At 69.0% G+C, this 21,535-nt stretch carries 31 protein-coding genes; 8 read left to right on the top strand and 23 right to left on the bottom strand.

Translation table 11 applies throughout. The features are described from left to right. Positions 1-719: 719 nt before the first annotated feature. The 8 genes from WKI94_RS07375 to WKI94_RS07410 all read right to left on the bottom strand — a co-directional run bounded on the left by WKI94_RS07375 (position 720) and on the right by WKI94_RS07410 (position 7,143). Positions 720-1,103, bottom strand: a complete 384-nt coding sequence (locus tag WKI94_RS07375; RefSeq protein WP_337845123.1) for a hypothetical protein — start codon at positions 1,101-1,103, stop codon at positions 720-722. A gap of 364 nt (positions 1,104-1,467) precedes the next feature. Further along, the gene (locus WKI94_RS07380; protein WP_337845124.1) at positions 1,468-1,899 is read right to left on the bottom strand and encodes a hypothetical protein; all 432 of its coding nucleotides are present in this window, start codon (positions 1,897-1,899) and stop codon (positions 1,468-1,470) included. Continuing rightward, on the bottom strand, positions 1,896-3,077 hold the full coding sequence (locus WKI94_RS07385; RefSeq protein ID WP_337845125.1) for a hypothetical protein: 1,182 nt from the start codon (positions 3,075-3,077) through the stop codon (positions 1,896-1,898). The genes WKI94_RS07380 and WKI94_RS07385 overlap by 4 nt, the downstream gene beginning before the upstream one ends. A 96-nt stretch (positions 3,078-3,173) precedes the next feature. Then, positions 3,174-4,325: a hypothetical protein gene (locus WKI94_RS07390; protein WP_337845126.1), complete on the bottom strand. Its 1,152-nt coding sequence runs from the start codon at positions 4,323-4,325 to the stop codon at positions 3,174-3,176. 5 nt (positions 4,326-4,330) lie between these two features. Next, a complete protein-coding gene (locus WKI94_RS07395; protein ID WP_337845127.1) occupies positions 4,331-5,206 on the bottom strand; it encodes a metal ABC transporter substrate-binding protein in 876 nt (291 codons plus the stop codon). Then, complete coding sequence (locus WKI94_RS07400) at positions 5,203-5,607, bottom strand: SaoD/DsrE family protein (RefSeq protein ID WP_337845128.1); 405 nt, start codon at positions 5,605-5,607, stop codon at positions 5,203-5,205. Before WKI94_RS07400 ends, WKI94_RS07395 begins: the two co-directional genes overlap by 4 nt. Positions 5,608-5,681: 74 nt before the next feature. Continuing rightward, positions 5,682-6,695 carry a phospholipase D-like domain-containing protein gene (locus tag WKI94_RS07405; RefSeq protein WP_337845129.1) on the bottom strand — a complete coding sequence of 338 codons (1,014 nt, stop codon included), beginning with the start codon at positions 6,693-6,695 and terminating at the stop codon, positions 5,682-5,684. A 205-nt stretch (positions 6,696-6,900) separates the two neighbouring features. Next, complete coding sequence (locus WKI94_RS07410) at positions 6,901-7,143, bottom strand: hypothetical protein (RefSeq protein WP_337845153.1); 243 nt, start codon at positions 7,141-7,143, stop codon at positions 6,901-6,903. A 69-nt stretch (positions 7,144-7,212) separates the two neighbouring features. Between WKI94_RS07410 and WKI94_RS07415 the strand changes: the two genes are divergently transcribed. The 6 genes from WKI94_RS07415 to WKI94_RS07440 are packed head-to-tail and all read left to right on the top strand — an operon-like array spanning position 7,213 to position 9,755. Next, the gene (locus WKI94_RS07415; protein ID WP_337845152.1) at positions 7,213-7,497 is read left to right on the top strand and encodes a helix-turn-helix domain-containing protein; all 285 of its coding nucleotides are present in this window, start codon (positions 7,213-7,215) and stop codon (positions 7,495-7,497) included. Beyond that, positions 7,498-7,737: a hypothetical protein gene (locus tag WKI94_RS07420; protein WP_337845130.1), complete on the top strand. Its 240-nt coding sequence runs from the start codon at positions 7,498-7,500 to the stop codon at positions 7,735-7,737. Then, positions 7,734-8,312: a hypothetical protein gene (locus tag WKI94_RS07425; RefSeq protein ID WP_337845131.1), complete on the top strand. Its 579-nt coding sequence runs from the start codon at positions 7,734-7,736 to the stop codon at positions 8,310-8,312. The genes WKI94_RS07420 and WKI94_RS07425 overlap by 4 nt, the downstream gene beginning before the upstream one ends. After that, positions 8,309-8,926 carry an MFS transporter gene (locus WKI94_RS07430; RefSeq protein ID WP_337845132.1) on the top strand — a complete coding sequence of 206 codons (618 nt, stop codon included), beginning with the start codon at positions 8,309-8,311 and terminating at the stop codon, positions 8,924-8,926. Before WKI94_RS07425 ends, WKI94_RS07430 begins: the two co-directional genes overlap by 4 nt. Further along, positions 8,890-9,294 carry a hypothetical protein gene (locus WKI94_RS07435; protein WP_337845133.1) on the top strand — a complete coding sequence of 135 codons (405 nt, stop codon included), beginning with the start codon at positions 8,890-8,892 and terminating at the stop codon, positions 9,292-9,294. The genes WKI94_RS07430 and WKI94_RS07435 overlap by 37 nt, the downstream gene beginning before the upstream one ends. Beyond that, positions 9,282-9,755: a hypothetical protein gene (locus WKI94_RS07440; protein WP_337845134.1), complete on the top strand. Its 474-nt coding sequence runs from the start codon at positions 9,282-9,284 to the stop codon at positions 9,753-9,755. The genes WKI94_RS07435 and WKI94_RS07440 overlap by 13 nt, the downstream gene beginning before the upstream one ends. A 149-nt stretch (positions 9,756-9,904) precedes the next feature. On the opposite strand, the gene WKI94_RS07445 is transcribed toward WKI94_RS07440, so the two are convergent. Next, the gene (locus tag WKI94_RS07445) at positions 9,905-10,339 is read right to left on the bottom strand and encodes a CHAD domain-containing protein (protein ID WP_337845135.1); all 435 of its coding nucleotides are present in this window, start codon (positions 10,337-10,339) and stop codon (positions 9,905-9,907) included. 99 nt (positions 10,340-10,438) lie between these two features. Continuing rightward, positions 10,439-10,813, bottom strand: a complete 375-nt coding sequence (locus WKI94_RS07450) for a hypothetical protein (protein WP_337845136.1) — start codon at positions 10,811-10,813, stop codon at positions 10,439-10,441. Positions 10,814-11,097: 284 nt separating this feature from the next. On the opposite strand from WKI94_RS07450, the gene WKI94_RS07455 reads away from it, so the two are divergent. Then, positions 11,098-11,265, top strand: a complete 168-nt coding sequence (locus tag WKI94_RS07455) for a hypothetical protein (RefSeq protein ID WP_337845137.1) — start codon at positions 11,098-11,100, stop codon at positions 11,263-11,265. Here WKI94_RS07455 and WKI94_RS07460 read toward each other — a convergent pair. Beyond that, a complete protein-coding gene (locus tag WKI94_RS07460; protein WP_337845138.1) occupies positions 11,242-11,628 on the bottom strand; it encodes a replication initiator protein A in 387 nt (128 codons plus the stop codon). The two genes, WKI94_RS07455 and WKI94_RS07460, sit on opposite strands and share 24 nt — an antisense overlap. A gap of 283 nt (positions 11,629-11,911) precedes the next feature. Between WKI94_RS07460 and eda the strand changes: the two genes are divergently transcribed. Next, positions 11,912-12,529 carry a bifunctional 4-hydroxy-2-oxoglutarate aldolase/2-dehydro-3-deoxy-phosphogluconate aldolase gene (gene eda / locus WKI94_RS07465; RefSeq protein WP_337845139.1) on the top strand — a complete coding sequence of 206 codons (618 nt, stop codon included), beginning with the start codon at positions 11,912-11,914 and terminating at the stop codon, positions 12,527-12,529. Here the strand turns inward: eda and WKI94_RS07470 are convergent. From WKI94_RS07470 to WKI94_RS07525, 12 genes are all read right to left on the bottom strand, one after another. Then, positions 12,507-13,265 (bottom strand): IclR family transcriptional regulator, encoded by a 759-nt coding sequence (locus WKI94_RS07470; RefSeq protein ID WP_337845140.1) that lies wholly within the window; start codon positions 13,263-13,265, stop codon positions 12,507-12,509. The genes eda and WKI94_RS07470 overlap by 23 nt on opposite strands. A 243-nt stretch (positions 13,266-13,508) precedes the next feature. Beyond that, the gene (locus tag WKI94_RS07475; protein ID WP_337845141.1) at positions 13,509-13,736 is read right to left on the bottom strand and encodes a type II toxin-antitoxin system Phd/YefM family antitoxin; all 228 of its coding nucleotides are present in this window, start codon (positions 13,734-13,736) and stop codon (positions 13,509-13,511) included. Between the two features lie 53 nt (positions 13,737-13,789). After that, positions 13,790-14,524 carry an SDR family oxidoreductase gene (locus tag WKI94_RS07480; protein WP_337845142.1) on the bottom strand — a complete coding sequence of 245 codons (735 nt, stop codon included), beginning with the start codon at positions 14,522-14,524 and terminating at the stop codon, positions 13,790-13,792. A 15-nt stretch (positions 14,525-14,539) separates the two neighbouring features. Further along, entirely contained in the window at positions 14,540-15,466 is a 927-nt protein-coding gene (locus WKI94_RS07485) for a sugar kinase (protein ID WP_337845143.1), read from the bottom strand. Then, positions 15,459-16,493: an Ldh family oxidoreductase gene (locus tag WKI94_RS07490; protein WP_337845144.1), complete on the bottom strand. Its 1,035-nt coding sequence runs from the start codon at positions 16,491-16,493 to the stop codon at positions 15,459-15,461. The genes WKI94_RS07485 and WKI94_RS07490 overlap by 8 nt, the downstream gene beginning before the upstream one ends. Further along, complete coding sequence (locus WKI94_RS07495) at positions 16,490-17,197, bottom strand: SDR family oxidoreductase (protein WP_337845145.1); 708 nt, start codon at positions 17,195-17,197, stop codon at positions 16,490-16,492. The genes WKI94_RS07490 and WKI94_RS07495 overlap by 4 nt, the downstream gene beginning before the upstream one ends. A 9-nt stretch (positions 17,198-17,206) precedes the next feature. Continuing rightward, a complete protein-coding gene (locus WKI94_RS07500) occupies positions 17,207-18,481 on the bottom strand; it encodes a TRAP transporter large permease (protein ID WP_337845146.1) in 1,275 nt (424 codons plus the stop codon). Further along, positions 18,472-18,942, bottom strand: coding sequence for a TRAP transporter small permease (locus WKI94_RS07505; protein WP_337845147.1), 471 nt, complete (start codon positions 18,940-18,942; stop codon positions 18,472-18,474). Before WKI94_RS07505 ends, WKI94_RS07500 begins: the two co-directional genes overlap by 10 nt. A gap of 42 nt (positions 18,943-18,984) precedes the next feature. Next, complete coding sequence (locus tag WKI94_RS07510) at positions 18,985-19,953, bottom strand: C4-dicarboxylate TRAP transporter substrate-binding protein (RefSeq protein ID WP_337845148.1); 969 nt, start codon at positions 19,951-19,953, stop codon at positions 18,985-18,987. Between the two features lie 207 nt (positions 19,954-20,160). Then, entirely contained in the window at positions 20,161-20,487 is a 327-nt protein-coding gene (locus tag WKI94_RS07515) for a class I SAM-dependent methyltransferase (protein WP_337845149.1), read from the bottom strand. A gap of 32 nt (positions 20,488-20,519) precedes the next feature. Next, entirely contained in the window at positions 20,520-20,741 is a 222-nt protein-coding gene (locus WKI94_RS07520) for a hypothetical protein (RefSeq protein WP_337845150.1), read from the bottom strand. A gap of 40 nt (positions 20,742-20,781) precedes the next feature. Further along, positions 20,782-21,381, bottom strand: coding sequence for a DUF4397 domain-containing protein (locus WKI94_RS07525; RefSeq protein WP_337845151.1), 600 nt, complete (start codon positions 21,379-21,381; stop codon positions 20,782-20,784). Between the last annotated feature and the right edge of the window lie 154 nt (positions 21,382-21,535).

Genomic DNA, 21,535 nt, shown 5'->3' on the forward strand with positions numbered 1-21,535 from the left:
GCCAGCCGGGCTCCCTTCCACATCTCCTGGCCGATGGTGGTAAGCTGCATTCGTGGGGACCTCCTTCATGTTGGAGTGGTCCCCACATTTTAGTTGGGGCAGTCTCACATGTGTTTGTCCGAGCACAACACAGGGCCGCCCAAAAGGCCTTTTCCCATAGAGAAAGGGCAGAAAAGCCCTGCGAGGAAAGGAAGCGGGGAAAGCGTACATGATGGGAAAGGATATGATCGCCCTTCCATTCCAACCAACAACCTTCTTCAAAGGCCTTCGGGGAATACGCCCTTACCTAGCCCTACCCCTCCTCCTTGTGGCCCTGGCGGGGATCCTGCCTTCCCTGGCCCTCTTCCTGGAGGGGTGGCTAGGCTTGACCCAGTGGGTGGAGGGGGCTGGCCTCCCCCGGGCTCACCCCCGACCACCTCCGCCGCCTCCTCCCCTTCCTACCCCTGGCAGCCCTCTTCGGGGCCTTTTGGTGCCTCCTTCTCTAAGGCGTCTACGGCTTGGCCCTGAGGGTCTTGGCAGGGCCGGGGGTCCGGGCCTAGGAGGTGGCGTACACCCTCCCCTTCCGAAGCACCCGGTACGTGGGAAGGGGCGGCCCCGACCCCGAGATCCCCTACACGGGCAAGAACCGTCTAGGGCCCTCCATCCCCGTGATGGCGAAGCCATGGGCAAAAGGGGGTGGAATAGGAAGAGGGCCCTGGTTGGTCACCCCAGGGGCCGGGCTAGGGGCTCAAGCCTCCAAGCCCTAGGGCGTGGAGGAGGTCAAAGACCAGGAGGAAGAGGCCCTGGACGACGATGGCCAGGCCAAAGCCCATGAGGGTGGGTCCCGGCCGCCGAAGCAGCCAGAGGCCGGCCCCCACGTAGAGGAGGTCCAGCCCCGCGTTGAGGAGAAGGAGGCGGCGGAGCTCCTCCCGCCCGGGCTCCCCTCCCAGCCAGCCCCCGAAGGCGATGGCGGCATCCACCAAACCCCAAACCCCCGTCATAAACCAGAAGGCCCTCCAGAAGACCCCCTGGGCCCGCCAGAGGCCGAAGACGGATCCGGCAAGGGAGAGGAGGGCCCAGAGGAAGAGCCTCTGGGCGACGGCCTCCCCCAGGGCCTCGCTCACGACCTCCCCCCAGCCTCCCTCCGGCAGCGCGCGGAGCAGTAGCGGACCCCTTCCCAGTTCCGGGCCCAGCGCTTGCGCCAGGCGAAAGGCCGCCCGCAAACAGGGCAGACCTTGGTGGGCAGATGGGCTTTGAACCCCTTGAGGCGCATCCCACCCCAGCTTGCCCTTAGCGGAACCGAGAAAGGGTGGGCTAGACCGGGGTTTGGGAGATCAGGGGGCCGGATAACCCCAGCCCAAAGGGAGGACATAGGGGCCTCAAGGGCCGGCCCTCTCGAAACCGGCCAGCCTTTTATCACGGCCCCCTGTCCTGGGCCCACCCAAGGGGAGGACCTCTAGGCCTTACACAGGTCGCAAAGGGAGGGGGCTACGTGGGAACCCTGGGAGAGCGCCCCACCCATACCCGCCAGGCCTCCAAAGCCCTTTGGGCCTGCCGGATAAGCTCCCTTAGGGCCCGCTGGCGGGGTCCGGGGCCAGGCCTTCCATCTTGGGCCTCGTACCAGCAGGCGAAGGGGCGGAGGGCCTCGAGGCCCTCCGCCAGGGGCACCCGGGCCTCCGCCGGGGCCCCTGTGAGGGGTGCAAGGGGGGCTTCCACCCGATAGAAGGCCTCCCGCAGCCGCAGGTAGTACACCCCCTCCACCCAAAGCCCCATGGAGTGGAGGAGCACCCCTTCCCGCCGGTACAAGCTGGAGCCCACGCCTTCAGGATGGGGCTCCTTCCTGAAGCCCATCTCCTGAAGAAGGCCCATCCGGACATCGTCCCCGAAGAGGATCATCTGCACGTCCAGGGGGTTTCTCATGGGGCCACCAGGACCAGCCGGGTGGGGCTCCCCCCGACCCGGAGGTAGCGCACCACCCTTCCCCTTTCCCCGTCCACCTCTGCCACCAGGCCCAGGTGGGGCAGGCTCACGTAGGCCCGGCCAATCCAGGGCACGATGTCCGGCAGGATGGCCCCCCCGGTGTCCTCGTCCATCTCCGGCAGGGGGCGGCTCACCCGCACCTCCTTCAGGAGCTCCCCTTCCCGGGCCTCCCTTACCTGGAGGCGGCCGTCCTGGAGGAGGACATACAGCCGATTCCCGTGGGAGGCCCCCCGGAGGAAGACCCCGCCCAGGGGGATGGGGGTGAGGCCCAGGACCCTGGGTTCTAGGCGCTGCAGGTGGGTCACGGCATCGCTACAGCCGAAGAAGGCCCCTTCCCCCTCCAGGAAGGCCCCAATGCGCTCCCCCACGGGGTAGGCCAGGCGGGTTAAGACCGCTCCCCTCTCCACCGCCAGCACGTCCCGGGCGCAGGCGAAGAAGCTCCGGCCCGTGCCGGGGTCGTGGGCCTCCCCGTGCTCCATTGGGCAGGGGAAGCGGGCGGCCTCCTCCCCTCCAAGCCGCTCCCGGTAGAGGACCACCTGCCCCCGGGCCAGGAGGGTGAGATAGGTCCCTTCGGAGGCTTCCACCAGGTGGTAGTGGTCGGGGTTGGGAAGGGGGATGCGCTCCGGGAGGAAGGCCGCCTCTGGGGCCAGGGCCTCCTCGGGAAAGAGGAGGGCCACCCCATCCCGTTCGGCGAAGATCAAGAGCCGCCCCCCGTGGGTGTAGGCCTGGCCCCCGTGCCCGATGTTCCAGCCCCGTCCCTGGAGGAGGCTTTTGGCCACCACGGGGCGCCGGAAGCCCCCCTCTTCTTTCCCCGTCCAGACCACGGTGAGCCACTGCCGGTCCGTGTCCCGCCCCCGGGAGAGGAGGAGGTAACGGCCGGAGGGCGTGGCCACCAGGCTCATTCCCCGGGGTGGGGCGGAAAGCCGGGCCACCACCTCCCCCCAGGGAAGGTCCAGGGCCGCCACCTGGGTCTCGCGGGCCCGGTTGTCCAGGGCAAAAAGGCGGGCCTGGGTCTCCCGGTACACCTCCTCCCGTTCCGGTACGGCGCTGTGGCCAAGAAGGGTAAGCCAGAGGGGGAAGAAAACCCATGCTGACCGCAAAGCCCAAACCCTGCGCATGCTTCACCTCCGCATCCAGTACCCTTCGGGTGGGAACGCCTTGCGCAGCTCAAGGCAAAGGCCTACCCAACACCCTTTGGGGCCCTTACCGGGGACTTAGTGCTCCATCCCTTCCACCTCCAGGAGGGCCAGGGCGGCCGGAGCCCCACCCACGGGGAGCCGCCGTTTCACCTGAAACCCCTCCAGGTCCACCTCCACCACCGCTCCTTGGGCTGGGTCGGCCACGTAGGCCACCCCGTGGCCCACCGCCAGGGCAGGGCTGGGGGCCCCTTGGGCGGGCGGGGTGGCCACGGGAAAGCCCGGCCCCACCTCCCCCTTCAGGGGGTCCACCCGGTGAAGCCGCCCTTCGGCGGTGAGGACCAGCACCCCCTTGCCCTCCTCCGCCAGGAAGCGCAGGGGCCGGGCGGGAAGGGGGAGGGGCTTGAGCCCTTCCCCAAGCCGGATGACCGCTAGGCCCTGGCCGAAGTTCCCCACGAAGACCCCCGCCTCCTCCAGGGCCACCAGGGTCCCCACCCGGGCCCCCTCGGGGCTTCTCGGAGGGTTGGGGAGCTTGCGGGCCCGCACCCCCTGGCCCACCCCCTCCACCAGGAGGACCCCGTCCTGGCAGCCGAAGACGGCCACACCCTCTAGCACCGCTTCCCCGTGGAGCCTAGGGCAGGCCTCGGGCAGGGTGAGGGCCTTTTGGCCCTCCAGGGTGTAGACCTCCACCCGGCCGGACTCCAGCCCTCCCACCAGGAGGCGCTCCCCTAAGAGGGCCAGGGCCCCGTGGTCAGGGCGGCCGGTGGCCACCTGGCGATAGCGCCAGTCCAGGCCTAGGCGCCTCAGGTCAAAGAGGGCCACTGTGCCGTCCCCGTCGTGGAAGACGGCCAGGTGGTGGCCGTGGGCGAAGGCGTGGGTGGGCTTGGGGCCGGTGGCCAAGGTGGCGGCCACGTAGGGCGCCTCGAGGCGGAGGTCCTGATGGTCCCCGTGGTTCACCAAGCGGAGCCCGCTCCAGATGAAGGAGAGGTGGCCGCTATCCCGGTGCACGGCCAGGGCGTACTGTCCTCCGGGAAGGGGGTAGAGCCGGGCCAGAGAGGGCACGGAGAAGCGGGCCACCTCTTTGCCCTCCTCCAGATCCAGCACGTAGACCACCGGGGCCTTGCCGTCGGCCACCACCAGCCTGCGGGCCATCCCTTCCCCATGGACCTTCTCCCCGTGGACCCAGACGGTGCCCAACGCCAGAACCAGAGCCAAAAGTCCTTTCCTCACACCCTTCACCTCCTTAGGCCCTTCACTGCTTCGCAGAGCGCTTCCCGGTTGTGCCGGAGAAGGTCCAGATAGGTGGGTACCCGACCGTCCAAAGCGTCGGTGTACACCACCGCCAGGGGCACTCCAAGCTCCCTCGCTAGGGCCTCGGCCTGGACCCTAGGGAACTGGGGCTCCGCCAGGAAGAGGTCCAGCCGGCCTGCCTCCGCTTCCTTGAGGAGGGCCAGGCGGCTTCGGGGCCCTGCCTCTTGGGCGTGGGCATCCATGAGGGTGCTCACCACCTCCACCCCGTAGCGCCGGGCGAAGTAGAGGAGGGAAAGGTGGGTGGCGGCCACCCTCAGGCCCTTCCCCTTGAGGCAGGCGGAAAGGGCCCGGTCTTCCTCCAAGACCCTCTCCCGCAAGGCGGCCAGCCGGCCCCGGTAAAGGGGAACCCCCTTGGGGTCCAGCTCCCCTAGGACCTGAGCGATCCTCTCCGCGTAGCCCAGAGCGTAGGCTGGGTCTAGCCACAGGTGGGGGTCGCAGTCCCCGTGGAGGTGGACCCCCTTTTCCCTAAGGCCCAAGAGGCCGCAGATGAGGTCCGGCTGGCCCTCGGCCAGGCGCACCACCCGGGCCCCCTTGGGGAGCAGGGCCTCGAGCCTCGGCAAGTAGGGCTCGAGGCCCAACCCGTTGGCGAAGAGGGCCTGGGCGGTTTCCAGGGCCAAGGCAGCAGACGGCCGGGGCTCGTAGGTGTGGGGATCGGCCCCCGGGGGGACCAGGGAGACCACCCGCACCCTCCCCCCGCCCACCTGGGCCACTAGGTCGGCGAGAAGGGAGAGGGTGGCCGCCGTCCGCACCTGGGCCAGGGCCGGGGCCAGCAGGAGGGCTAGGAGGGCGAGCCCTCTCATAGGGTGACCACCGCCTGGGGCGGGTGGGCTGCCAGGCGGGCGTAGAGGTCGGGAAAGCAGCCCAGCTCCACCCCTTCCAGGACGTGGGGCAGGAGCTCCGGCGCGGTGAGTACCTTCTTTCCCTCCCCTTCCGGCGTGCACCAGCGGGGCTCCCCCCGGGCCAGGCCCCGCTCCAGGGCGCAGGCGTCGCAGGCCATCACGAAGAAGCCCTGGGCCCGCGCCAAGGCCATGAGCCTTTCCCCGATGGGGTTTCCCTTCTGGAGGATCAGGACGTTGTCGTCAAAGAGGAAGAACCCCACGGGCTCGGCCCCGTGCACCCCGGCCTCCAGCTGGGGGAGGATCATCCCCCCGAGTTTGCGGCTGGCTGCTCTCGGGCTGGAGAGTACGTAGAGCACCTTCATTGGCCACCTCCTCAGCCCCCGCGGGCTAAAGATATTGAAAACTCATAATCAATAAAAGTCAAGACCCCCCTGGCCTAGAAGGGCCAGGCATGGGCGCTATGAGGGCCGCCCCAAAGGGGCCTCTCCCCTTCGGGGAGGAGGAGAAAGGCGTTGGCATCGTCCGCCAGCTGGCGGCGGAGGTAGCGGAGGACCTTGGCCTTGGCCTGGCCCTCGGGAAGGGGGAAGAAGAGCTCGTAGCGTAGGTCCAGGTTGCGGGGCATGAGGTCCGCGTTGCCCGCCCATACGCTCCAGCGGCCCCCCGCCCGGAAGGCGGCCAGGCGGGCGTGCTCCAGGAAGCGCCCCACCAGGCTCCGGGCCTGGATCCGGGGGTGGAGGCGCACCAGGGTGCTCCGCACGATGAGGTCCACCCGGGCCCCCGCCTCCGCGGCCTCCTCCAGGGCCTGGAGGAGCCGGGGATCGGTGAGGTAGTTGCACTTGAGGAGGACCTGCCCCCCAGGATGGGCCTCCTGGAGGGTGGCCTCCACGAGGGCCTGGCGGATGGCCGGGCCGGTTTTGAGGAAGCGGAGGCCAGGGGGTGTCCCGGCCTCCAGGGCCCGGAAGAAGGCCTCCACCTCCCCCACCAGCTCCGGCCGGGTGGTGAAGAGGAAGAGGTCGGCGTACTGGGCCCCGCTCCGGGGGTTGTAGTTGCCCGTCCCCAGGTGGGCGTAGGCCCGCTCCCCCCGCCACACCCAAAGGGCCTTGGCGTGGACCTTCTTCTCCAAAAGGGGCAGGACCCGCACCCCCACCCTCTGGAAACGCAGGCGCCAGTAGAGGTTCTGCAGCTCGTCAAAGCGGGCCCGCCCCTCCAGGAAGACGGCCACGTCCTTGCCCTCGCGGGCGGCCTGGATGAGGGCCTCCGCCAGGGCGTTAGCCTCCCCTATCCGGTAAAGGGTGGCCCAGAGGGCCTCCACCTCGGGGTCCAGGGCGGCTTCCCAGGCGAACGCCTCCACCGCGCGGTAGTCCTCAAAGGGGTGGAAGAGGGCCGGGTCCCGGGCCTCGAGGTAGGCCCAGGGGTCCTGGAGGAAACCCTGGGGTCGGCGGGGCCTCAAGGGGGGAAGCGGGCCTTTGGGGCCCCGCGCGGATCAGGGCCTCCACCAGGCGCAGGTCCAGGGGGGCGGGAGGCGGAAGACCTCCTCCGCCTCGGCCCAAAGCCTCCCGGACCAGCCCCTCCCAGGCCTGGGGAAAGGCCTCCTCCAGCTCCAGGTGGCTCACCCGGCCGTCCAGCCGGGCCTCCAGGGCCTGGGGCAGCTCCTCTCAGTCCACCCGGGCCCGCTCCAGGGAGGCCAGGCAGACCACCCGGAGCTCGTAGAGGGGCCTGGGCTCCGGCAGGAAGAGGTCGCTCCGCTGCCGCACCAGCTCCCCCAGGCGAACAAAGGCCCCCTCCTGCCCCGGCACGGGCAAGAGCCGGGGGACCCCTTCGGGCAGGCGGATGAAGAACTCCGGCCTCGCCTCCCCCGCCGCCAGGTAAAGGGCCCCGCTGGGAACCCAGGTACCCAAAGGGATTGTGGCCCGGACCCCAAGGGGGAGGGGCGGCCATACCTACCATTAAACACCCGCGCGCGCCTCCTGGAAGCCGCCCAGCGGGCTTTCAGCGAGCGGGGCTACGCGGCCACCCGGCTGGACGACCTGGCGGCGGAGCTTGGCCTCACCAAGGGGGCGGTGTACTACCACTTCCGGAGCAAGCGGGCCATCCTGGAAGAGCTCCTCTTGCGCTCCCAAGCGCAAGCCCACCAGGCCCTGGAGGAGGAGGGTCCTCTGGAGTCAAGGCTCCTGGCCTACGCCCGGGCCTACCGGGAAGGGGTGGAACCCCTCACCACCCTGGCCACCGCCTCGGGGGGGCGGGGCGGGTAGGTGGAGGCCCGGGTCCTGTCCCAAAGGGCCATGGGGGAGGAACTGGCCTACCTACAGGCCTTCTTTGAGGGGCTCTTTCCAGGCCAAGGGAAGGTGCTCGCCGCCCTTTTCGCCTCCATCGTTCACGGGGCCTACATGCTGGAGCGGCACCTGGGGAGCCACCAAGCCGAGGCCCTCCTGGAGGAGGGGGTGCGGGTGTTCGTCCGGGGGCTGGAGGCCCCGGGAGGAGGTCCAAGGTGAGAAAGCTAGGGGTTTTCCTGTTGGCACTCCTCGCCGTACCTGTCCTGGCTCTGAGTCCAGAAGAAATCTGGAAGGCCCTCCTGGCGCACGGGAAGGTCCAGGGGTATGTGGCCTCGGTCCGCCAGGGGCCCGTGGTCTACAAGGTGGCCTACCGGCGCCCCTACCTGCGCATCGACTGGGTGGAAGGCCCGGCCTACCTCAAGGGGAGCGCCCTGGTCACGGACGGCGTGCGAGCCTTTTCCCGGGCCCTCGGGGGCCCCTGGCAGCCCACCAAGGCGGCCCCCCCGGAAGACCCCCTGAGCCCGCTCTTCAGCGACCCGGAAGGGATGAGGGCGCGGTACGAGCTGAGGGAGCTGGGGGAGAAGGAGGGGCTTTGGAGCTTCGTCCTGACCCTCAAAACCCTTCCCAAGGACCCCCAGGCGGCCGCCGCTTGGCGCATCCTCATAAACCCCAAGGGCCACCTCCCCTTCCGCTACGAGGTCCTGAGCCCCTCGGGGAGGGTTCTGGCCCAGGCGGAGTACCTGGCCCTGGAACCTGTCCCCCCTTCCCTGGACCAGTTTGAGGTGCTCCGGTGAGCCCAGCCCTGCTCCTTGCCCTCATGCTGGGGGTTTTCATGGGGGCCCTGGACAACGCCATCCTGGCCCCCGCCCTCCCAGCCATCGCCCAGGACCTGGAAACGGGGGTGGACCGGGTGACCATGGCCTTCTCCATCTACTCCGTCTTCTACGCGGTGAGCGTCCCTGTCCTGGGCAGGCTTTCGGACCTCCTAGGCTACGGTCGGGTCTACACCTTCTCCATGGGGCTTTTCACCCTGGGGAGCGCCATGGCCGCCCTTTCCCAGAGCCTAGAAGTCCTCGTCCTGGCGCGGGTGGTCCAGGCGGTGGGCGCGGGGGGGCTTTTCCCCGTGGCCCAGGCCATCGTGGGCCGGGTGGTCCCCGAGGAGCGGCGGGGGGCCCACCTGGGGCAGATCCTGGGGGTTTTCGCCCTGGGAAACGTGCTGGGGCCCAACCTGGGGGGCTTCCTGGTGGAAAGGGCGAGCTGGCCCTGGGTGTTCTGGATCAACGTACCCATCGGGATTCTAGGGGTTATGCTCCTAGCCCGGACCCCCTGCCAAGGCCGGAAGGCCGGGCAGCCCTGGACCCCCTTGGGGGCATGCTGGTGGCCCTCACCTTTGGAGGGCTCGTCCTAGGGATCCAGGGGCTGGAGCGGCTGGACGAGCTGGGGTTCCTCTCCTGGGGGATCGGAGGGGTCTTCCTCCTCTCCGCCCTCTCAGCCCTCCTCCTTTACCTGTGGGAGAGGCGGCATCCTGCTCCCCTCCTGGACGTGAACCTGGCCTTGCGAGGGGACTTCCTCCCCCTCTGGCTCACCTCCACCTTGGTGGGCTACGCCCTCCTGGGGAGGATCGTGTTCGCCCCCCTCTACAGCCAGTTGGCCTTCCTCCTCTCCCCCTTCGCCTCGGGGGCCATCCTCAACGCCCTAGCCCTGGCCTTGGGAGGGATGAGCGGGGTTGCGGGCGCCCTGGTGGGGCGCACGGGGGGAAGCGGTTGGTGGTCCTAGGCATGGCCCTTACCGCCACCGGGCTTTTCCTCATGGCCTTTCTGGCCAAGGCCCTGTGGGTGCTCCTCCTGGGGCTCTTCCTCCTGGGTACGGGGCTGGGCCTAGTCCAGGGGCCCCTTTCCTACATGGCCTTGGGACTTGCCCCCCAGGGGAGCCAGGGGCAGGTGTCCAGCCTGGTCTCCCTCACCCGAAGCCTGGGAGCGGCGGCGGGAATCACCCTCTCGGGGGTCTTCCTAGCCCGAAAGGGAGAGGAGCTTGCCGCCCTTACCGCCGGCTCCCCCGTGGGGGTGCCCACCGGGGGGGTGGGGGATCTGCGGGAAGCCCCGGCCTTTGTCCAGGCCCTCTTGCAGAACACCTTGGGCCAAGGGATCCTCGAGGGGTGGCGCCTGGCCTTCCTGGCCGCGGTCTTGGGCCTGCTGGCGGCCCTGGCCCTGCGGGAGCCCAGGGGAAGGGGGGCCTAGCTCAGCCAGATGGGCGCTTAGGGGGCCACCCCTGCGGGCGGCTCCCGGCCTTTCAGCCAGGAAGCGCAGAAACCCTAGGCCTGGACCAGGCCAAGCCAGAGCCAGACCACCTGGAAAACGATAACCCAGGCTACCCCCATAGGAAAACCCTAGGGGACAGAGGTCAGGGCCTTGTCAAGCAAGGCCCTCCGGACCTCCGCCCAGGCTTCCTCCCGGCGGGCCTGGAGGGCTTGGCGGTGGCGGGGAAGGGGCTTCACCTCCCGCTCAAAGGCCTCCAGGTAGGCCAGGGCCACAGGGAGGTCCTGGAAGGCCCCCAGAACTTCCTGGATGGCTTTTAGCCCCTTTGTCCCCTTGCCTAGATGCTCGTGGGCATAGCGCAACCGCCGGAGAACCCGCCTCAGGGCGTGGAGGGCCTCGGGTGTGGGGTCTTGCTGGCAGGCCTTCAAGGCCTGTTCCGCGCGAACCTCCAAGCGCCCAAGCCTTCCCACCGCCTGCCTGGCCTCCAAGGGGGGCAGGATCCAGAGAGCCTGAAGAAGAGCGCCCAACCTCGGGCTTTGGAGGAGGACTAGGGCTTCCTCCCGCACCTAGGCCCACCGCCTTTGAAGCCAGTTGGCCGGGGGGGAGAAGTTTGCAGGAGCACCCATCGCCCGAGAGGGTGTGAGGAAACCGGGGCCCCACCCCTCTTACCGGGGAGGGCAGGTTAGGGGCGGATTGGGGTCCGCAGGGCCCACCTCCAACCGGTAGGTGTCCGGCGGCTCCAGGGGGCGCAGGAACAGTCCCATCCCTTCCCCGCCCCGGGCCGCCCTCATGGTGTACTGGGGACCGCCAAAGAGGGGGAGGGTGTTCAGGGTCTGGCAGCGGGGGACCCAACCCCGGGGCTCCAGCTGGGACCGCAAGCCCCTAGCCAGCTCCTCCAGCCCCCATGGCCGGTAAGGGCTTTGGGGGAGGAAGCGGAAAACCACCCCCTCCCAACCCTCCGCCCCCACCAGGGGCTCCCGTTCTAGGATCGTCGCATCCAGGACCACCAGGCCATAGCGGGGCGAGAGGAGGGTTTCCATAGGGGGCGGGGTGAGCACGGGGGCACAACCTGAAAGCAAAGCCAAGGCTAAAAAGGGCAGTGGGAACCTTCCCTTCATGTTCACCTCCGCTTCCAGGGTAACGATTTTCAGGACATGCCCTCTTTAGGAAAGGTTTAGCCTTTTGAAGCTCCGAGAGCAAGATCTAGGGAAAACCCTGGACCCCCAAGGGGCTCGGTACCTCATAGACCCCATCCCCACCGCCCTAGGGGAGCGTCCGGTGGTCCTCCTGGCAGGTGGGCAAGTCCATCCCGGCCTAGGGGCCGGTGGCCCAGGGCTTCCTGGACCGCTATCTGACCTTGGACGACCTCGCCCTCCTGGCCGCATCCCTGGAGGACCCTCAGGGCTTTCTAGCCGGCCTCCAAGGCCGGGTGGTACTGGACGAGGTCCAGAACGCCCCAGGCTTCCTCCTATCCCTGAAAGCCTTGGCTTAAGGGCCTGCGCAGGCAGGCCATAAACTCGATGTCGATCGGCTTCACGTGGTGTTGCTTCACGGAGCGCACCATCTCCTTGGCCAGGGTTACCCCAAGGACGCTGGCCCGGTCCAGTCGGCCCTCGGGGGAGCTGGTGTACTCCAGCTTTTCAATGTAGCGGAAGGTGACGCTTTGCCACCTTCCCCCAGAGCGCCAGGCCTCGGAGAGGACGTAGGTGGCGGTGGTGAGGCGCATGAGGTTTTCTTTGAGGGCCTGGTAGTAGTAGCCGGAGGTGTCCAGGCCCATGAGCTTCAGGATCTGGTAGGTGGTGGTGAAGGTGCCGTCCTCCGGGGCCCCGGCGTTGAAGTAGAGGGCTAGGGACACCTCGTTATCCAGGCCTTAGGGCACCCCCCCACCTTCTGGCGTAGCAGGCCAGCTTCACCGGCTTACCCAGGAACTCAAACTCCTCTTCCCAGGAGGCGTACCCCTCGGGGATCCTCTCCTAGGTGGAGATGAGCCCCAGGCGGACCACGTTGGCCTCGTCGAAGTGCTTGGGCTGGGGAGAAGGTCCCGGGGGAAGCGGGGTTTCTTGCCCTGGGTGGCCATGCTGGGCAACAGTTTGCCTGGGGAGGGGGATATGGGCTTCTCGGGGTATAATCTTTGGGCAATGGCCCCCACGCTGGAGGAGGCCCTGGCGGCTGCCAAGGTTCTGCCCATCCTGACCCCCAGGACCCTGGAGGGCCTCGAGGGGCTGGGGGAGGCCCTCCTAGAGGCGGGGTTCTCCTTGATGGAGGTGACCCTCCGCACTCCCCTGGCCCTGGAAGCCATCCGCCGCCTCCGGGTCCTGGACCTGGAGGTGGGGGCGGGGACGGTGCTAAACGAAGCGCAGGCGGAAGAGGCCCTGGCGGCTGGGGCCTCCTTCCTGGTGTCCCCCGGCCTTAGCCTGGACCTGGCCCGCTGGGCGGAGGCCCGGGGCCTCCCCTACCTCCCGGGGGTGGCCACCCCCACCGAGGTCCAGGAAGCCCTGTCCCTAGGACTCAGCCTCCTCAAGTTTTTCCCCGCGGAGGCCATGGGGGGGGTGCGCACCCTTAAGGCCTACGCTCCTATTTTCCCGGGGGTGCGTTTCGTCCCCACTGGGGGCATCGGCCCGGAGGGCCTTGAGGCCTACCTGGCCCTGGAAAACGTTCTGGCCTGCGGTGGAAGCTGGTTCTTGGAAGGGAGCCTAGAGGAGGTCCGGACCAAGCTTAGGGGACTGGGGAAGCTCAGGCCCCTAGCTCAGCGCTGATCCTCCGGGCTGCCTCCTGGACCAGGGGGGCCACCTCCTGGATGCGGGTCTCGTCCAGGTACACCGAGGCGGTAGACACGCTTACCGCGGCCACCACCTGGCCCTGCCCATCCCAAATAGGGGCGGCGACGCACCGCACGCCTACCTCGTTCTCCTCAAGGTCCAGGGCGTACCCCCGGACCTGAGTGCAGCGGAGCTCCTCCCGGAAGGCCTCGAGGTCCCCGATGGTCCTGGGGGTACGCCTGAGGCCAGGCACGAAGTGCCGGGCCCATACCTCCTCGGGCAGGTGCGCCAGGAGGGCTTTGCCTAAGGCGGTGGACTGGGCGGGGAAGCGGGAGCCCACCCGGGAGGCCAGCTGCAGCTCCCGCCGGCCCGGGAGCTTGTCCACGTAGACCACCTCTCCCCCTTCCAACACCCCGAGGTGCACGGTTTCCCCCGTACGGTCCCGGAGCCACTCCAGGTGGGGGCGGGCAAGGAGGGGCAGCTCCTGCTGGGCATGGGCCTGGAACCCCAGTCGAATGAGCTTGGGGCCCAGGGCGTAGCCCCGCCGGGGCTGGTGGCGGAGGTAGCCTGCCTGGACCAGGGCCCGGGCCAGGCGGTGGGCGGTGCTTTTGGGAACCCCTAGGGCCCGGGCCAGCTCCTCCAGGGTGTGCACCCCCTCCCCCACCTTCTCCAAGAGGGCTAGGCCCCGGGCCAGGGTCTGGGTGCCCCGTGGTTCCCCCTTCACACCCCCCATGTTACCACTTAGTAGGACTAAGGGGGCAAGGTCACCCCCAAAGCGTCTGTGCCCTGGGACTCCGGGGTGAAGGCGAGCGGCTCCCTCTGGGCCAGGGCCGCCACCTCCCAGGGGGTGACGGCCGGGATGTGGAGGGCCCCCCTTCCCCGGGTTTCGTCTAGGGTTTCCAGAAGGCTCCTGGGGATCGCCTCGGGGCTTGCCAGGTACCAGACCCAGGCGTGGGCGTCTAGGACAGCGGATCCATCACCCCAGGGCCTCCCAAGCCCCTTCGGGGGGCTCTGTAGGGGCCTCGTAGCGGAGGAGGGTGCCGAGGAGGTGTGCCCTGGGGTCCAAGTCAACGTCCTCCCGGTAGGAGCGTACTTCCAGGACGGGGCAGCCGCGGTGGGTGAGGATGAGGGTCTCCCCCGTGGCCTCCACCCAGCGCAGGAGTTCCAGGGCGTGGGCCTTGAAGCGGGACTTGGAAACCTTCATGACCAAAGTCATGGTACACGCATCGGGGGGCCGAGGCGGGCCCGTCCAGGAGCTCAGTAGGCCAGGAACCCCCCGTCCACCACTACCGCCTGCCCCGTGAGGTACTCTGCCCCCTCGCCCGTCAGGAAGGCCGCCACCCGCGCGATCTCCTCGGGCTTGGCCCAGCGGCCTAAAGGGATGCGGGCGGTGATGGGTCCGTAGAGGGCGGGGTTCTGCCGTACGGGGAGGGTGAACTCCGTCTCCACGTACCCCGGGCAGAGGAGGTTGACCCGGACCCCTTGGGGGGCCCACTCCTTGGCCAGGGCCCGGGTGAGGCCGAGGAGGGCGGTCTTGGCCGTGGTGTAGGCGGGTATGGGCACCGGCCCCCCCGCGGTGAAGGTGGTGACCGAACCCAGGAAGATGATTCGGCCGAAGCCCGCCTGGGCCATATGGGGGAAGGCCGCCCTGGCCAGGAGGAAGGCCACGTCCAGGTGAAGGTAGAGCACCCGGTGCCACTCCTCGTAGCTGAGTTCCAGGGCCGGCTTGCGCACGTTGACCGCGGCCGCGTGCACCAGGATGTGCAGCCCCCCCAAGTCCTCCGCCGCCCGCGCCACCAGGGCCTCCGGTGGGTCCTTTTCCAGATCCACGGGGAGGGCTAGGGCTGGCAGGCCCTCCCTCTGGAAGGCCTCCACCGCCTCCTCGGGGCGGCGGCTGGCGATGGCCACCCCCACCCCCTGCCGGAGCAGGGCCTCGGCGATGGCCCGGCCGATGCCCCGGCTCCCGCCCGTTACCAGCGCCTTCCGCTCCATGCCCATCCACCTCCTCTAACGGCGCCAGCCTGCCTCACCCTGCAGGAAGGCCAGGACTTCCTCCTTTCTGGGGGCCTCCTCATGGTCCCCCCGGCCTGCGGCCACAAAGGCCCCTAGGGCGTTGGCCAGCCTGAGACGCTCCTCCGGGGAAAGGCCCCAGAGGTGGCCCGCTAGGTACCCCGCGCTGAAGGCATCTCCTGCCCCCACGGGGTCCACGGCTTCCACTGGGAAGGCGGGGGCCTCGAGGCGCCTCCCCCCCACCCGGGCCGAGGCCCCCCGGGCCCCCCGCTTGAGGACGATCTCGGGGACGGTAAGGTTCCAGACCGCCCCCTCCTCCCCGAAAAGCCCCTCCGCGTCCTCCTCGCTCAGGAGGAGGAGGTCCAGGAAAGGTAGGGCCTCCTCCAGCCAGGCCCGGGCCACCCTCCCCTCCCAGAGGTGGCGGCGGTGGTTCAGGTCCAGGCTTACCCTAACCGCCCGGGCCTTGGCCTCGGCCAGGGCCCAGAGGCTAAAGGCCCGGCAGCTTTCCGAGAGGGCGGGGGTGATCCCGCTCAGGTGGAAGAAGCGGGCCCCGTCCAAGTAGGCGGGGTCAAAGGCCCCCGGCCCCATACGGCTTGCCGCGGAGCCCTGGCGGTAGTAGAAGACCCGGCCCTGCCCCAAGGGGAGGATCCGCCTCAGGTAAACCCCCGTGAACCCTTCCACCCGGCGCACCGCCCGGGTGTCCACCCCCTCGGCCCTAAGCCGCTCCAGGATGAGCTCGGAGAGCTCGTCCGTCCCCAACCAGGTGACGTAGCCCACGCCCACCCCCAGCCGGGCCAGGGCCACGGCTAGGTTGAACTCCGCCCCGCCCACCTGAACCTCCAGGAGCTTCCCCACCCTCAGGCGCCCCCGCTCTAGAGGCACCAGGGCCACCAGGGGCTCCCCTGCGGTCACCACCTCAAGCATGGCCCCTCCACACCACCCCGTAGCGGGCCCCCAGGGCCTTGAGTTCGGCTACCACCTCTTCTGGAAGCTCCAGGCCTTCCCTTAGAGCCCGGGATCGCCGCCAGGCCTCGAGCTCTCCCGGGAGGAGGACCTCAGGGAACCCAGGGGCGGGCGGGGTGGCCTTGAGCTCCGCCCACAGGCGCCCCATGCGCTCCAAGAAGGCCTCCCGGTCCAGGAAGGCCCCCGGGTCCAGGGCCAGGAAGAAGTGGCCTACGTCTTGCGGCCGGCCCCACTCATCGTACATCCGTCCGATCCCGTGGGTGACCCCAGCTCCCGGGAGCACCCCCGAGAGGATCTCCACCAGAAGGGCCAGGGCGTAGCCCTTAGGGCCCCCTAAGGGGAGGAGCGCATGGACCGCGTGGGGGTCCTCCGTGGGCTGCCCCTCCCGGTCCACCCCCCAGTCCGGGGGGATCCTCTCCCCCCGCCTCCTGGCTAGGAAGACCTTGCCCATGGCCGCCTGCGAGGTGGCTAGGTCCCCCACCACAACCCCTTGAGGGGCGGGGGCGGCGAAGGCAATGGGGTTGGTGCCCAAGGCCTTAGCCCGGCCCCCGTAAGGCACCACGCCAGGCTCGGCGTTGGTGGTCACAAGGGCCACCAGGCCCTCCTGCGCCAGCTTTTCTGCGTAAAGCCCCGCCATGCCGAAGTGGGTGCTCCGGTGCACGGCCACCGCCCCCACTCCGTGGGCCTGGGCTAGCTGAGCGGCCAGGCGGGTCGCTTCCAGGGCCACCCGGGGACCAAAGCCGTGGGCCCCGTCCAGGAGGGCCACAGGCCCCCGGACCTCAGGGGTAAGGCGGGGAGAGGGGTTGACGAGGCCCGCCTCCAGGCGGCGAATGTAAACAGGAAGTCGGAGGAGCCCGTGGCTCCCCACCCCCCGGAGGTCGGCCTCCAGAAGGACCCAGACCACGGCCTCTGCGGAAGGCCCGTCGGTGCCGGCCCGCCTCAGGACCTCCTCCGCGAAGGCCCGGAGTGCTTTGGGGCTCAGCCTCATAAGGTCATCCCCCCGTCCACCACAAAGAAACTGCCCGTGGCGAAATCCCCCGCGTCCGAGGCCAGGTAGACTGCCAGCTCCGCGATCTCCTCGGGCCGGCCCAGGCGGCCGATGGGTTGGCGCCGGGCGAAAGCCCTAAGGCCCTCCTCCCCCCCAGCCCGCGCCCGTAGGGAGGGGGTGTCCACGGTGCCCGGGCAAATGGCGTTCACCCGAATCCCCCGGTCCGCGAAGTCCAGGGCCACGGAGCGGGTCATGGCTAGGATGGCCCCCTTGGTGGCCGCATAGACGAAGCGCCGGGGTACCCCCTTGAGGCTCGAGGCCACCGAGGCGATGTTGATGATCCGCCCCCCACCCTGGGCCAGCATCTTGGGCAGGGCGGCCTGCATGGCCCAGAAAACGCTCTTGGCGTTGAGGAGAAAGGCCTCCTCCCAGTCCACGTCCGTGGCCTCCAGGAGGTCCCCCGTGTGGACCAACCCCTGGGCGTTCACCAGGATGTCCAGCCGTTCCAAGCCCCCAATGAGCCGGAAGAGGGCTTCCTTGTCCCGGGCATCCAGCCGCACCGCGGGCACCACCCCCTGGAGCTTCTCCGGGTGGAGGGTGGCCCCCAAAACCTCCGCCCCCTCCCGCTGAAAAGCCTCGGCGATGGCCCGGCCGATGCCCTGTCCCGCCGCTATAACCAACGCGTGTTTGCCCTTAAGCCGCATCCAACCCCCCTAGAAGAGAAGCCGGGGCAGGAAGAGCACAATCCCCGGAAAGAGGAAGGCCAGGACCAGCACCAAGAGGGTAGCCAACAAGAAGGGCCACCCTTCCCGCACGTACGCCCCGATGCTGCACCCCATGACGGAGCAAACGGAATACATGGAAAGGCCCACCGGGGGCGTAAGGAGCCCCACCGCACAGGTGAGGACCATGAGGACCCCGAAGTGGACCAGGTCCAGCCCCAGGGCCCTGGCCGCGGGCACCAGGATGGGGGTAAGGAGGATGATCATCACCGTGGAGTCCAGGATAGTGCCCAAAAGGAGAAGGGCCAGCAGGATGAGGGCCAGGCCCACCTGGGGGTCCTGGATGGCCTCGAGGAAGAAGGCGGAAACCTTTTGGGGCACCATCTCCCACTTCATCCCGTAGCCCAAGACCGCAGCCATAGCGATGAGGAGGGCCACCATGCCCACGTCCCGCACGGAATGGGCGAAGGCCCGCACGACCCTTTCCCAGGAAAGTTCGCGGTAGACCAACCCCACCAGGAGGGCGTAGACCACTGCCGCCGCCCCCACCTCCGAGGGGACGAAGACCCCGAAGCGGAGGCTGAAGAGGAGGAGGAAGGGAAAGAGAACAGCCAGGAAGCTCTCCCGGAAAGCCCGCCAGAGCTCTGGGGCCCCCGGCGGTCTTGGCCTTTCCGGGGCATAGCCCCGCCTCCGGGCCAGAAGGGCCACCGTGGCCATGTAGGCCGTAGCCAAGAGCACCCCCACCCCGATCCCCCCGGCGAAGAGCTGCCCGATAGACACCTGCCCGATACTCCCGTAGAGGATGAGTCCGATGCTAGGGGGGATGGCCACGGCCAGGAGGCCGGAGAACCCCTGGAGGGCTGCCACAAGGCCCGCGGGGTACCCCTTGCGCACCATCTCCGGTCCCAGGAGGCGGGCCTGCATGGTGGCGTCAGCGATGGCCGACCCCGAGACCCCGCCCATGAGGAAGCCCAGGAGCACGCTCACCTGGGCCAGCCCCCCCTGGAGGAAGCCGGTGAGGGTGTGGGCAAAGGTGAGAAGCCTCCGGGTGATCCCCAGCTCGTTCATCAGGTTGCTGGCCAGGATGAAGGTGGGGATGGCCAGGAGGGAGAAGTTTTGCGTTTCCGAAAGGGCCAGCTGCACGGGCATGGTGAGCTGGAGCCCGGGCTGGCCTAGGAAGAAGAGGAGGCCCCCCATGCCGATGGCGAAGACCACGGGCATTCCCAAAAGGAGGAGGGCCAGAAAGACCAGGAAGCTTAGGACCATGGGCCCCTCCAGAGGAGTTCCCTTAGCTTCCCAAGGGCGGTGCAGAGCATCAGCAGGCTTCCCAGGGCTACGCTCAGGGTCACCCAGGTGTAGCTGAACCCGGGGATGCCCTGGAAGCTGCGGAAGCGGGTGAGGTAGGCCATCTGGAAGCCGTAATAGGCCAGGAGGAAGAGGAAGAGGGCCACCAGGCTCCAGGTGAGGAAGCGCACCCCCCAGCGCACCTTTGTGGGAAGGAAGGCCTGGAAGGTGTCCACCGCCACGTGCCGCCCCTCCTTGAGGGCCAGGTCCGCCCCCAGGAAGACCGCCCAGGCGAAGAAGAAGGTGGCAAGGTCTATGGACCAGTCCAGAGGGTGCCCCAGGAAGCGGGCCACCCCCCCTGCGAAGACCACCAGGCTGGAGGCCAGGAGGCAGACCATGGCCAGGGCCTCTTCAAGCCGTCCGATCCAGGAAGACGTGGGCATGGCAGGAGGAAGCGGGGCCCCTAGGGTGGGGGGCCCCGGGGTTTAGCGCCTCAAGGCCTGGTAGAGGGCATCGCGAATGGCCCTGAGGCCGAGCCGCTCGTACGCAGCCTCCGCCGCCCGCCGGAAGGCGGTCAGGTCCGCGTCGCTCACGACGGTCATCCCCCGTTGCTGGATAAGGCCCCTGATCCTCTCCTCCTCGGCGGCGATCCGCTGGGAGGTCTCCCGTCCAGCCCGCGCGCACTCTTCCCGCAGGATCTGGCGGTAGTTTCCGGGAAGGCGGCGATACCAGGCCTCCCCTACCACCTGGAAGTTGATGAGAAGGAAGTGCTTGGTTTCGTTCACGTAATGCAGGACCTCCCAGAGGCTCATGTCGGGGATGTTGGCGTAAACCAACTCGGCCCCGTCGATGGCCCGCTGTTGCAGGGCGGAGTAGATCTCCCCAAAAGGCAGGGCCACGGGGGTGGCCCCCAGCGCCCGCACGGACTCCTGCCACACAGGTGCCGGGGGCGTGCGGATCCTTAGCCCCCTAAGGTCCTCGGGGCGCCGCACGGGGCGATTGGTCATGAAGTGGCGGTAGCCCTGGACCCAGTTGAAGCAGAGCACCCGGATCCCGTACTGCTGGGCAAGGCGTTCTACCCACCCCTGGACCACGGGCAGGGCGGCGAGCTGCTCCACCGCGGCGTAGCTGTCCACGAAGTAGGGGCCGTTGAACACGCCGAGCTCCTTCACGTAGTTGCCTAGCCGGGCCCCGTCGGTGTTCTGCCCCACGGGAACCCCCTGGCGGAGCTGCTCTAGGATGTCCTCCTCCACCCCGAGCTGGGCGCTGTGGAAGACCAGGATCTGCAGGTCCCCGCCCGTGCGCTGGGCTACCCGTTCCGCCCAGGCCTGGAACCCCGCATGGTAGGGGTGGTTGGGGCCCAGTACGTGGTTGAAGCGGAGGGTATAGGTGGGGGCGGCCCACCCCAGGAGGCCAAGCGCCCAAAGCCAAACCGCAAGCCCGACCCTTTTCATGGTTCACCCCCCTCGATCTCTCCCATAAAGTAAGACTAAGTACCACTTTCTGTCAATAGCTCTGGGGCTCCAGCCTGTCGTGGGCACTGCCAGGGACCCCGTCTGGGCGAAGGGGCCGGCGGGGTGCTTAAACCACCTCCCCCCGCACCAGCCCGATCCGCCCCACCTGCTTGCCGAAGGCCCGGAAGCCCGCGCCCCGGAGGAGGCCTAGGAAGCCCTCGAGCCCCGGCCGGTAGAGCAGCCCCCCCTCCCCTCCCCCAGGAGGAGCAGGGCGAAAAGCCGCCCACCCCTCCTCAGCACCCGGAAGGCCTCCCGGGCCGCGGCCTCGGGGTCTTCCACCTCGTTCCAGGTGGGGCCAAAGGCCACCCCGGAGAAGACTCCGTCGGGGAAGGGCAGGGCCTCCGCCCGGGCCAGGAGGTAGGCCCCTTGGGGGAAGCGCCTCCGGGCCACCTTTAGGAAAGCGGGGGAAGGGTCTATCCCCACCCCGCCTCCGAGGGCCCGGAGGTAGACCCCGGTGCCCGTCCCTACGTCCAAGAAGGGCCCCCCGGTGGGGAGGAGCCAGGTCCTTAGGGCCTCGAGCTCTTCCCCAAAGGAGAGCCTTCCCCGGAAAGGAGCCCTGTGGAGCGCACCCGCCAAAGCTCGTACCCCAGGGCCACTGGGGGCAGGGCGTTGACCAGGGTGAGGAGGGGGTGGCCCCGCCCAAGCCGGAGGTCGGGAAAGCCCCACCGCCCGGGGTAGCGGGCCCCGCACCGGGAGCAGAGGAGCTCCCTAGGGGCCTCCTGTAGCAAAACCTGCCCCCGGTGCCGGGGGCAGGCGAGGGAGGGAGGCTTAGCGCGTCCCACCCAAGACCGTGGCGTCCACCACTGGCACCACGGTGAGGGTGCCGGCCTGGAGGCTCCCCACCACGAAGACGGTGTAGACTTTCCCGGGTTCCAGCCTCACCCCGGGAAGGGCCAGGGCCACGGTGGTGGTGCCGGCCGCGCGCACCTCCAGGTCGTAGATCCCCGCGTCCACCGCGATGTAGTTCGCCGCCCGGGGGAAGGGGAGGCCTGCGAAGAGCACCGGACCGCCCTTCACCGCCACGTCCACCGCGGGGGCATCGGGGGAGGTGTGGATCACCCGGATGCGGGCCTGGCCCGCCCGGGGGAAGAAGCCCGCCAGGAGATCGGTGTACACCTGGGGCCGGATATTGGCCAGGAAGCCCGTGGCGGCCACGGTGTAGTAGACGCCCGCCTGCAGGTCCAGCTCCGCGTCAATCACCACGGGGCTATCCTGCCCCGCGGGGACCACCTGGACCCGCACCCGGGCCGCGGGTAGGGGCAGGTAGGGGGTGACCTCCCTGAAGGCCAGGTTATGCACCGCCCTCTGGCCGTTCACCAGGATGTCCACCGCCGGGGCATCCGGGGACAGGTGGGCCACCCGCACCATGGCCCCCTGGGCCAGGGCGAGCCCCAGTGTGCTCGGACAAACACATGTGAGACTGCCCCAACTAAAATGTGGGGACCACTCCAACATGAAGGAGGTCCCCACGAATGCAGCTTACCACCATCGGCCAGGAGATGTGGAAGGGAGCCCGGCTGGC

The sequence above is a fragment of the Thermus sp. genome (assembly GCF_037444525.1).
GTDB lineage: Bacteria > Deinococcota > Deinococci > Deinococcales > Thermaceae > Thermus.

Coding starts and splice junctions, on each gene's coding strand:
- WKI94_RS07380 (WP_337845124.1), bottom strand. CDS start 1,899: ATGAGAAACCCCCTGGACGTGCAGATGATCCTCTTCGGGGACGATGTC.
- WKI94_RS07385 (WP_337845125.1), bottom strand. CDS start 3,077: ATGCGCAGGGTTTGGGCTTTGCGGTCAGCATGGGTTTTCTTCCCCCTC.
- WKI94_RS07395 (WP_337845127.1), bottom strand. CDS start 5,206: ATGAGAGGGCTCGCCCTCCTAGCCCTCCTGCTGGCCCCGGCCCTGGCC.
- WKI94_RS07400 (WP_337845128.1), bottom strand. CDS start 5,607: ATGAAGGTGCTCTACGTACTCTCCAGCCCGAGAGCAGCCAGCCGCAAA.
- WKI94_RS07435 (WP_337845133.1), top strand. CDS start 8,890: ATGCTGGTGGCCCTCACCTTTGGAGGGCTCGTCCTAGGGATCCAGGGG.
- WKI94_RS07450 (WP_337845136.1), bottom strand. CDS start 10,813: ATGGAAACCCTCCTCTCGCCCCGCTATGGCCTGGTGGTCCTGGATGCG.
- eda (WP_337845139.1), top strand. CDS start 11,912: ATGGCCCCCACGCTGGAGGAGGCCCTGGCGGCTGCCAAGGTTCTGCCC.
- WKI94_RS07470 (WP_337845140.1), bottom strand. CDS start 13,265: ATGGGGGGTGTGAAGGGGGAACCACGGGGCACCCAGACCCTGGCCCGG.
- WKI94_RS07475 (WP_337845141.1), bottom strand. CDS start 13,736: ATGAAGGTTTCCAAGTCCCGCTTCAAGGCCCACGCCCTGGAACTCCTG.
- WKI94_RS07480 (WP_337845142.1), bottom strand. CDS start 14,524: ATGGAGCGGAAGGCGCTGGTAACGGGCGGGAGCCGGGGCATCGGCCGG.
- WKI94_RS07485 (WP_337845143.1), bottom strand. CDS start 15,466: ATGCTTGAGGTGGTGACCGCAGGGGAGCCCCTGGTGGCCCTGGTGCCT.
- WKI94_RS07490 (WP_337845144.1), bottom strand. CDS start 16,493: ATGAGGCTGAGCCCCAAAGCACTCCGGGCCTTCGCGGAGGAGGTCCTG.
- WKI94_RS07495 (WP_337845145.1), bottom strand. CDS start 17,197: ATGCGGCTTAAGGGCAAACACGCGTTGGTTATAGCGGCGGGACAGGGC.
- WKI94_RS07500 (WP_337845146.1), bottom strand. CDS start 18,481: ATGGTCCTAAGCTTCCTGGTCTTTCTGGCCCTCCTCCTTTTGGGAATG.
- WKI94_RS07505 (WP_337845147.1), bottom strand. CDS start 18,942: ATGCCCACGTCTTCCTGGATCGGACGGCTTGAAGAGGCCCTGGCCATG.
- WKI94_RS07510 (WP_337845148.1), bottom strand. CDS start 19,953: ATGAAAAGGGTCGGGCTTGCGGTTTGGCTTTGGGCGCTTGGCCTCCTG.
- WKI94_RS07525 (WP_337845151.1), bottom strand. CDS start 21,381: ATGGTGCGGGTGGCCCACCTGTCCCCGGATGCCCCGGCGGTGGACATC.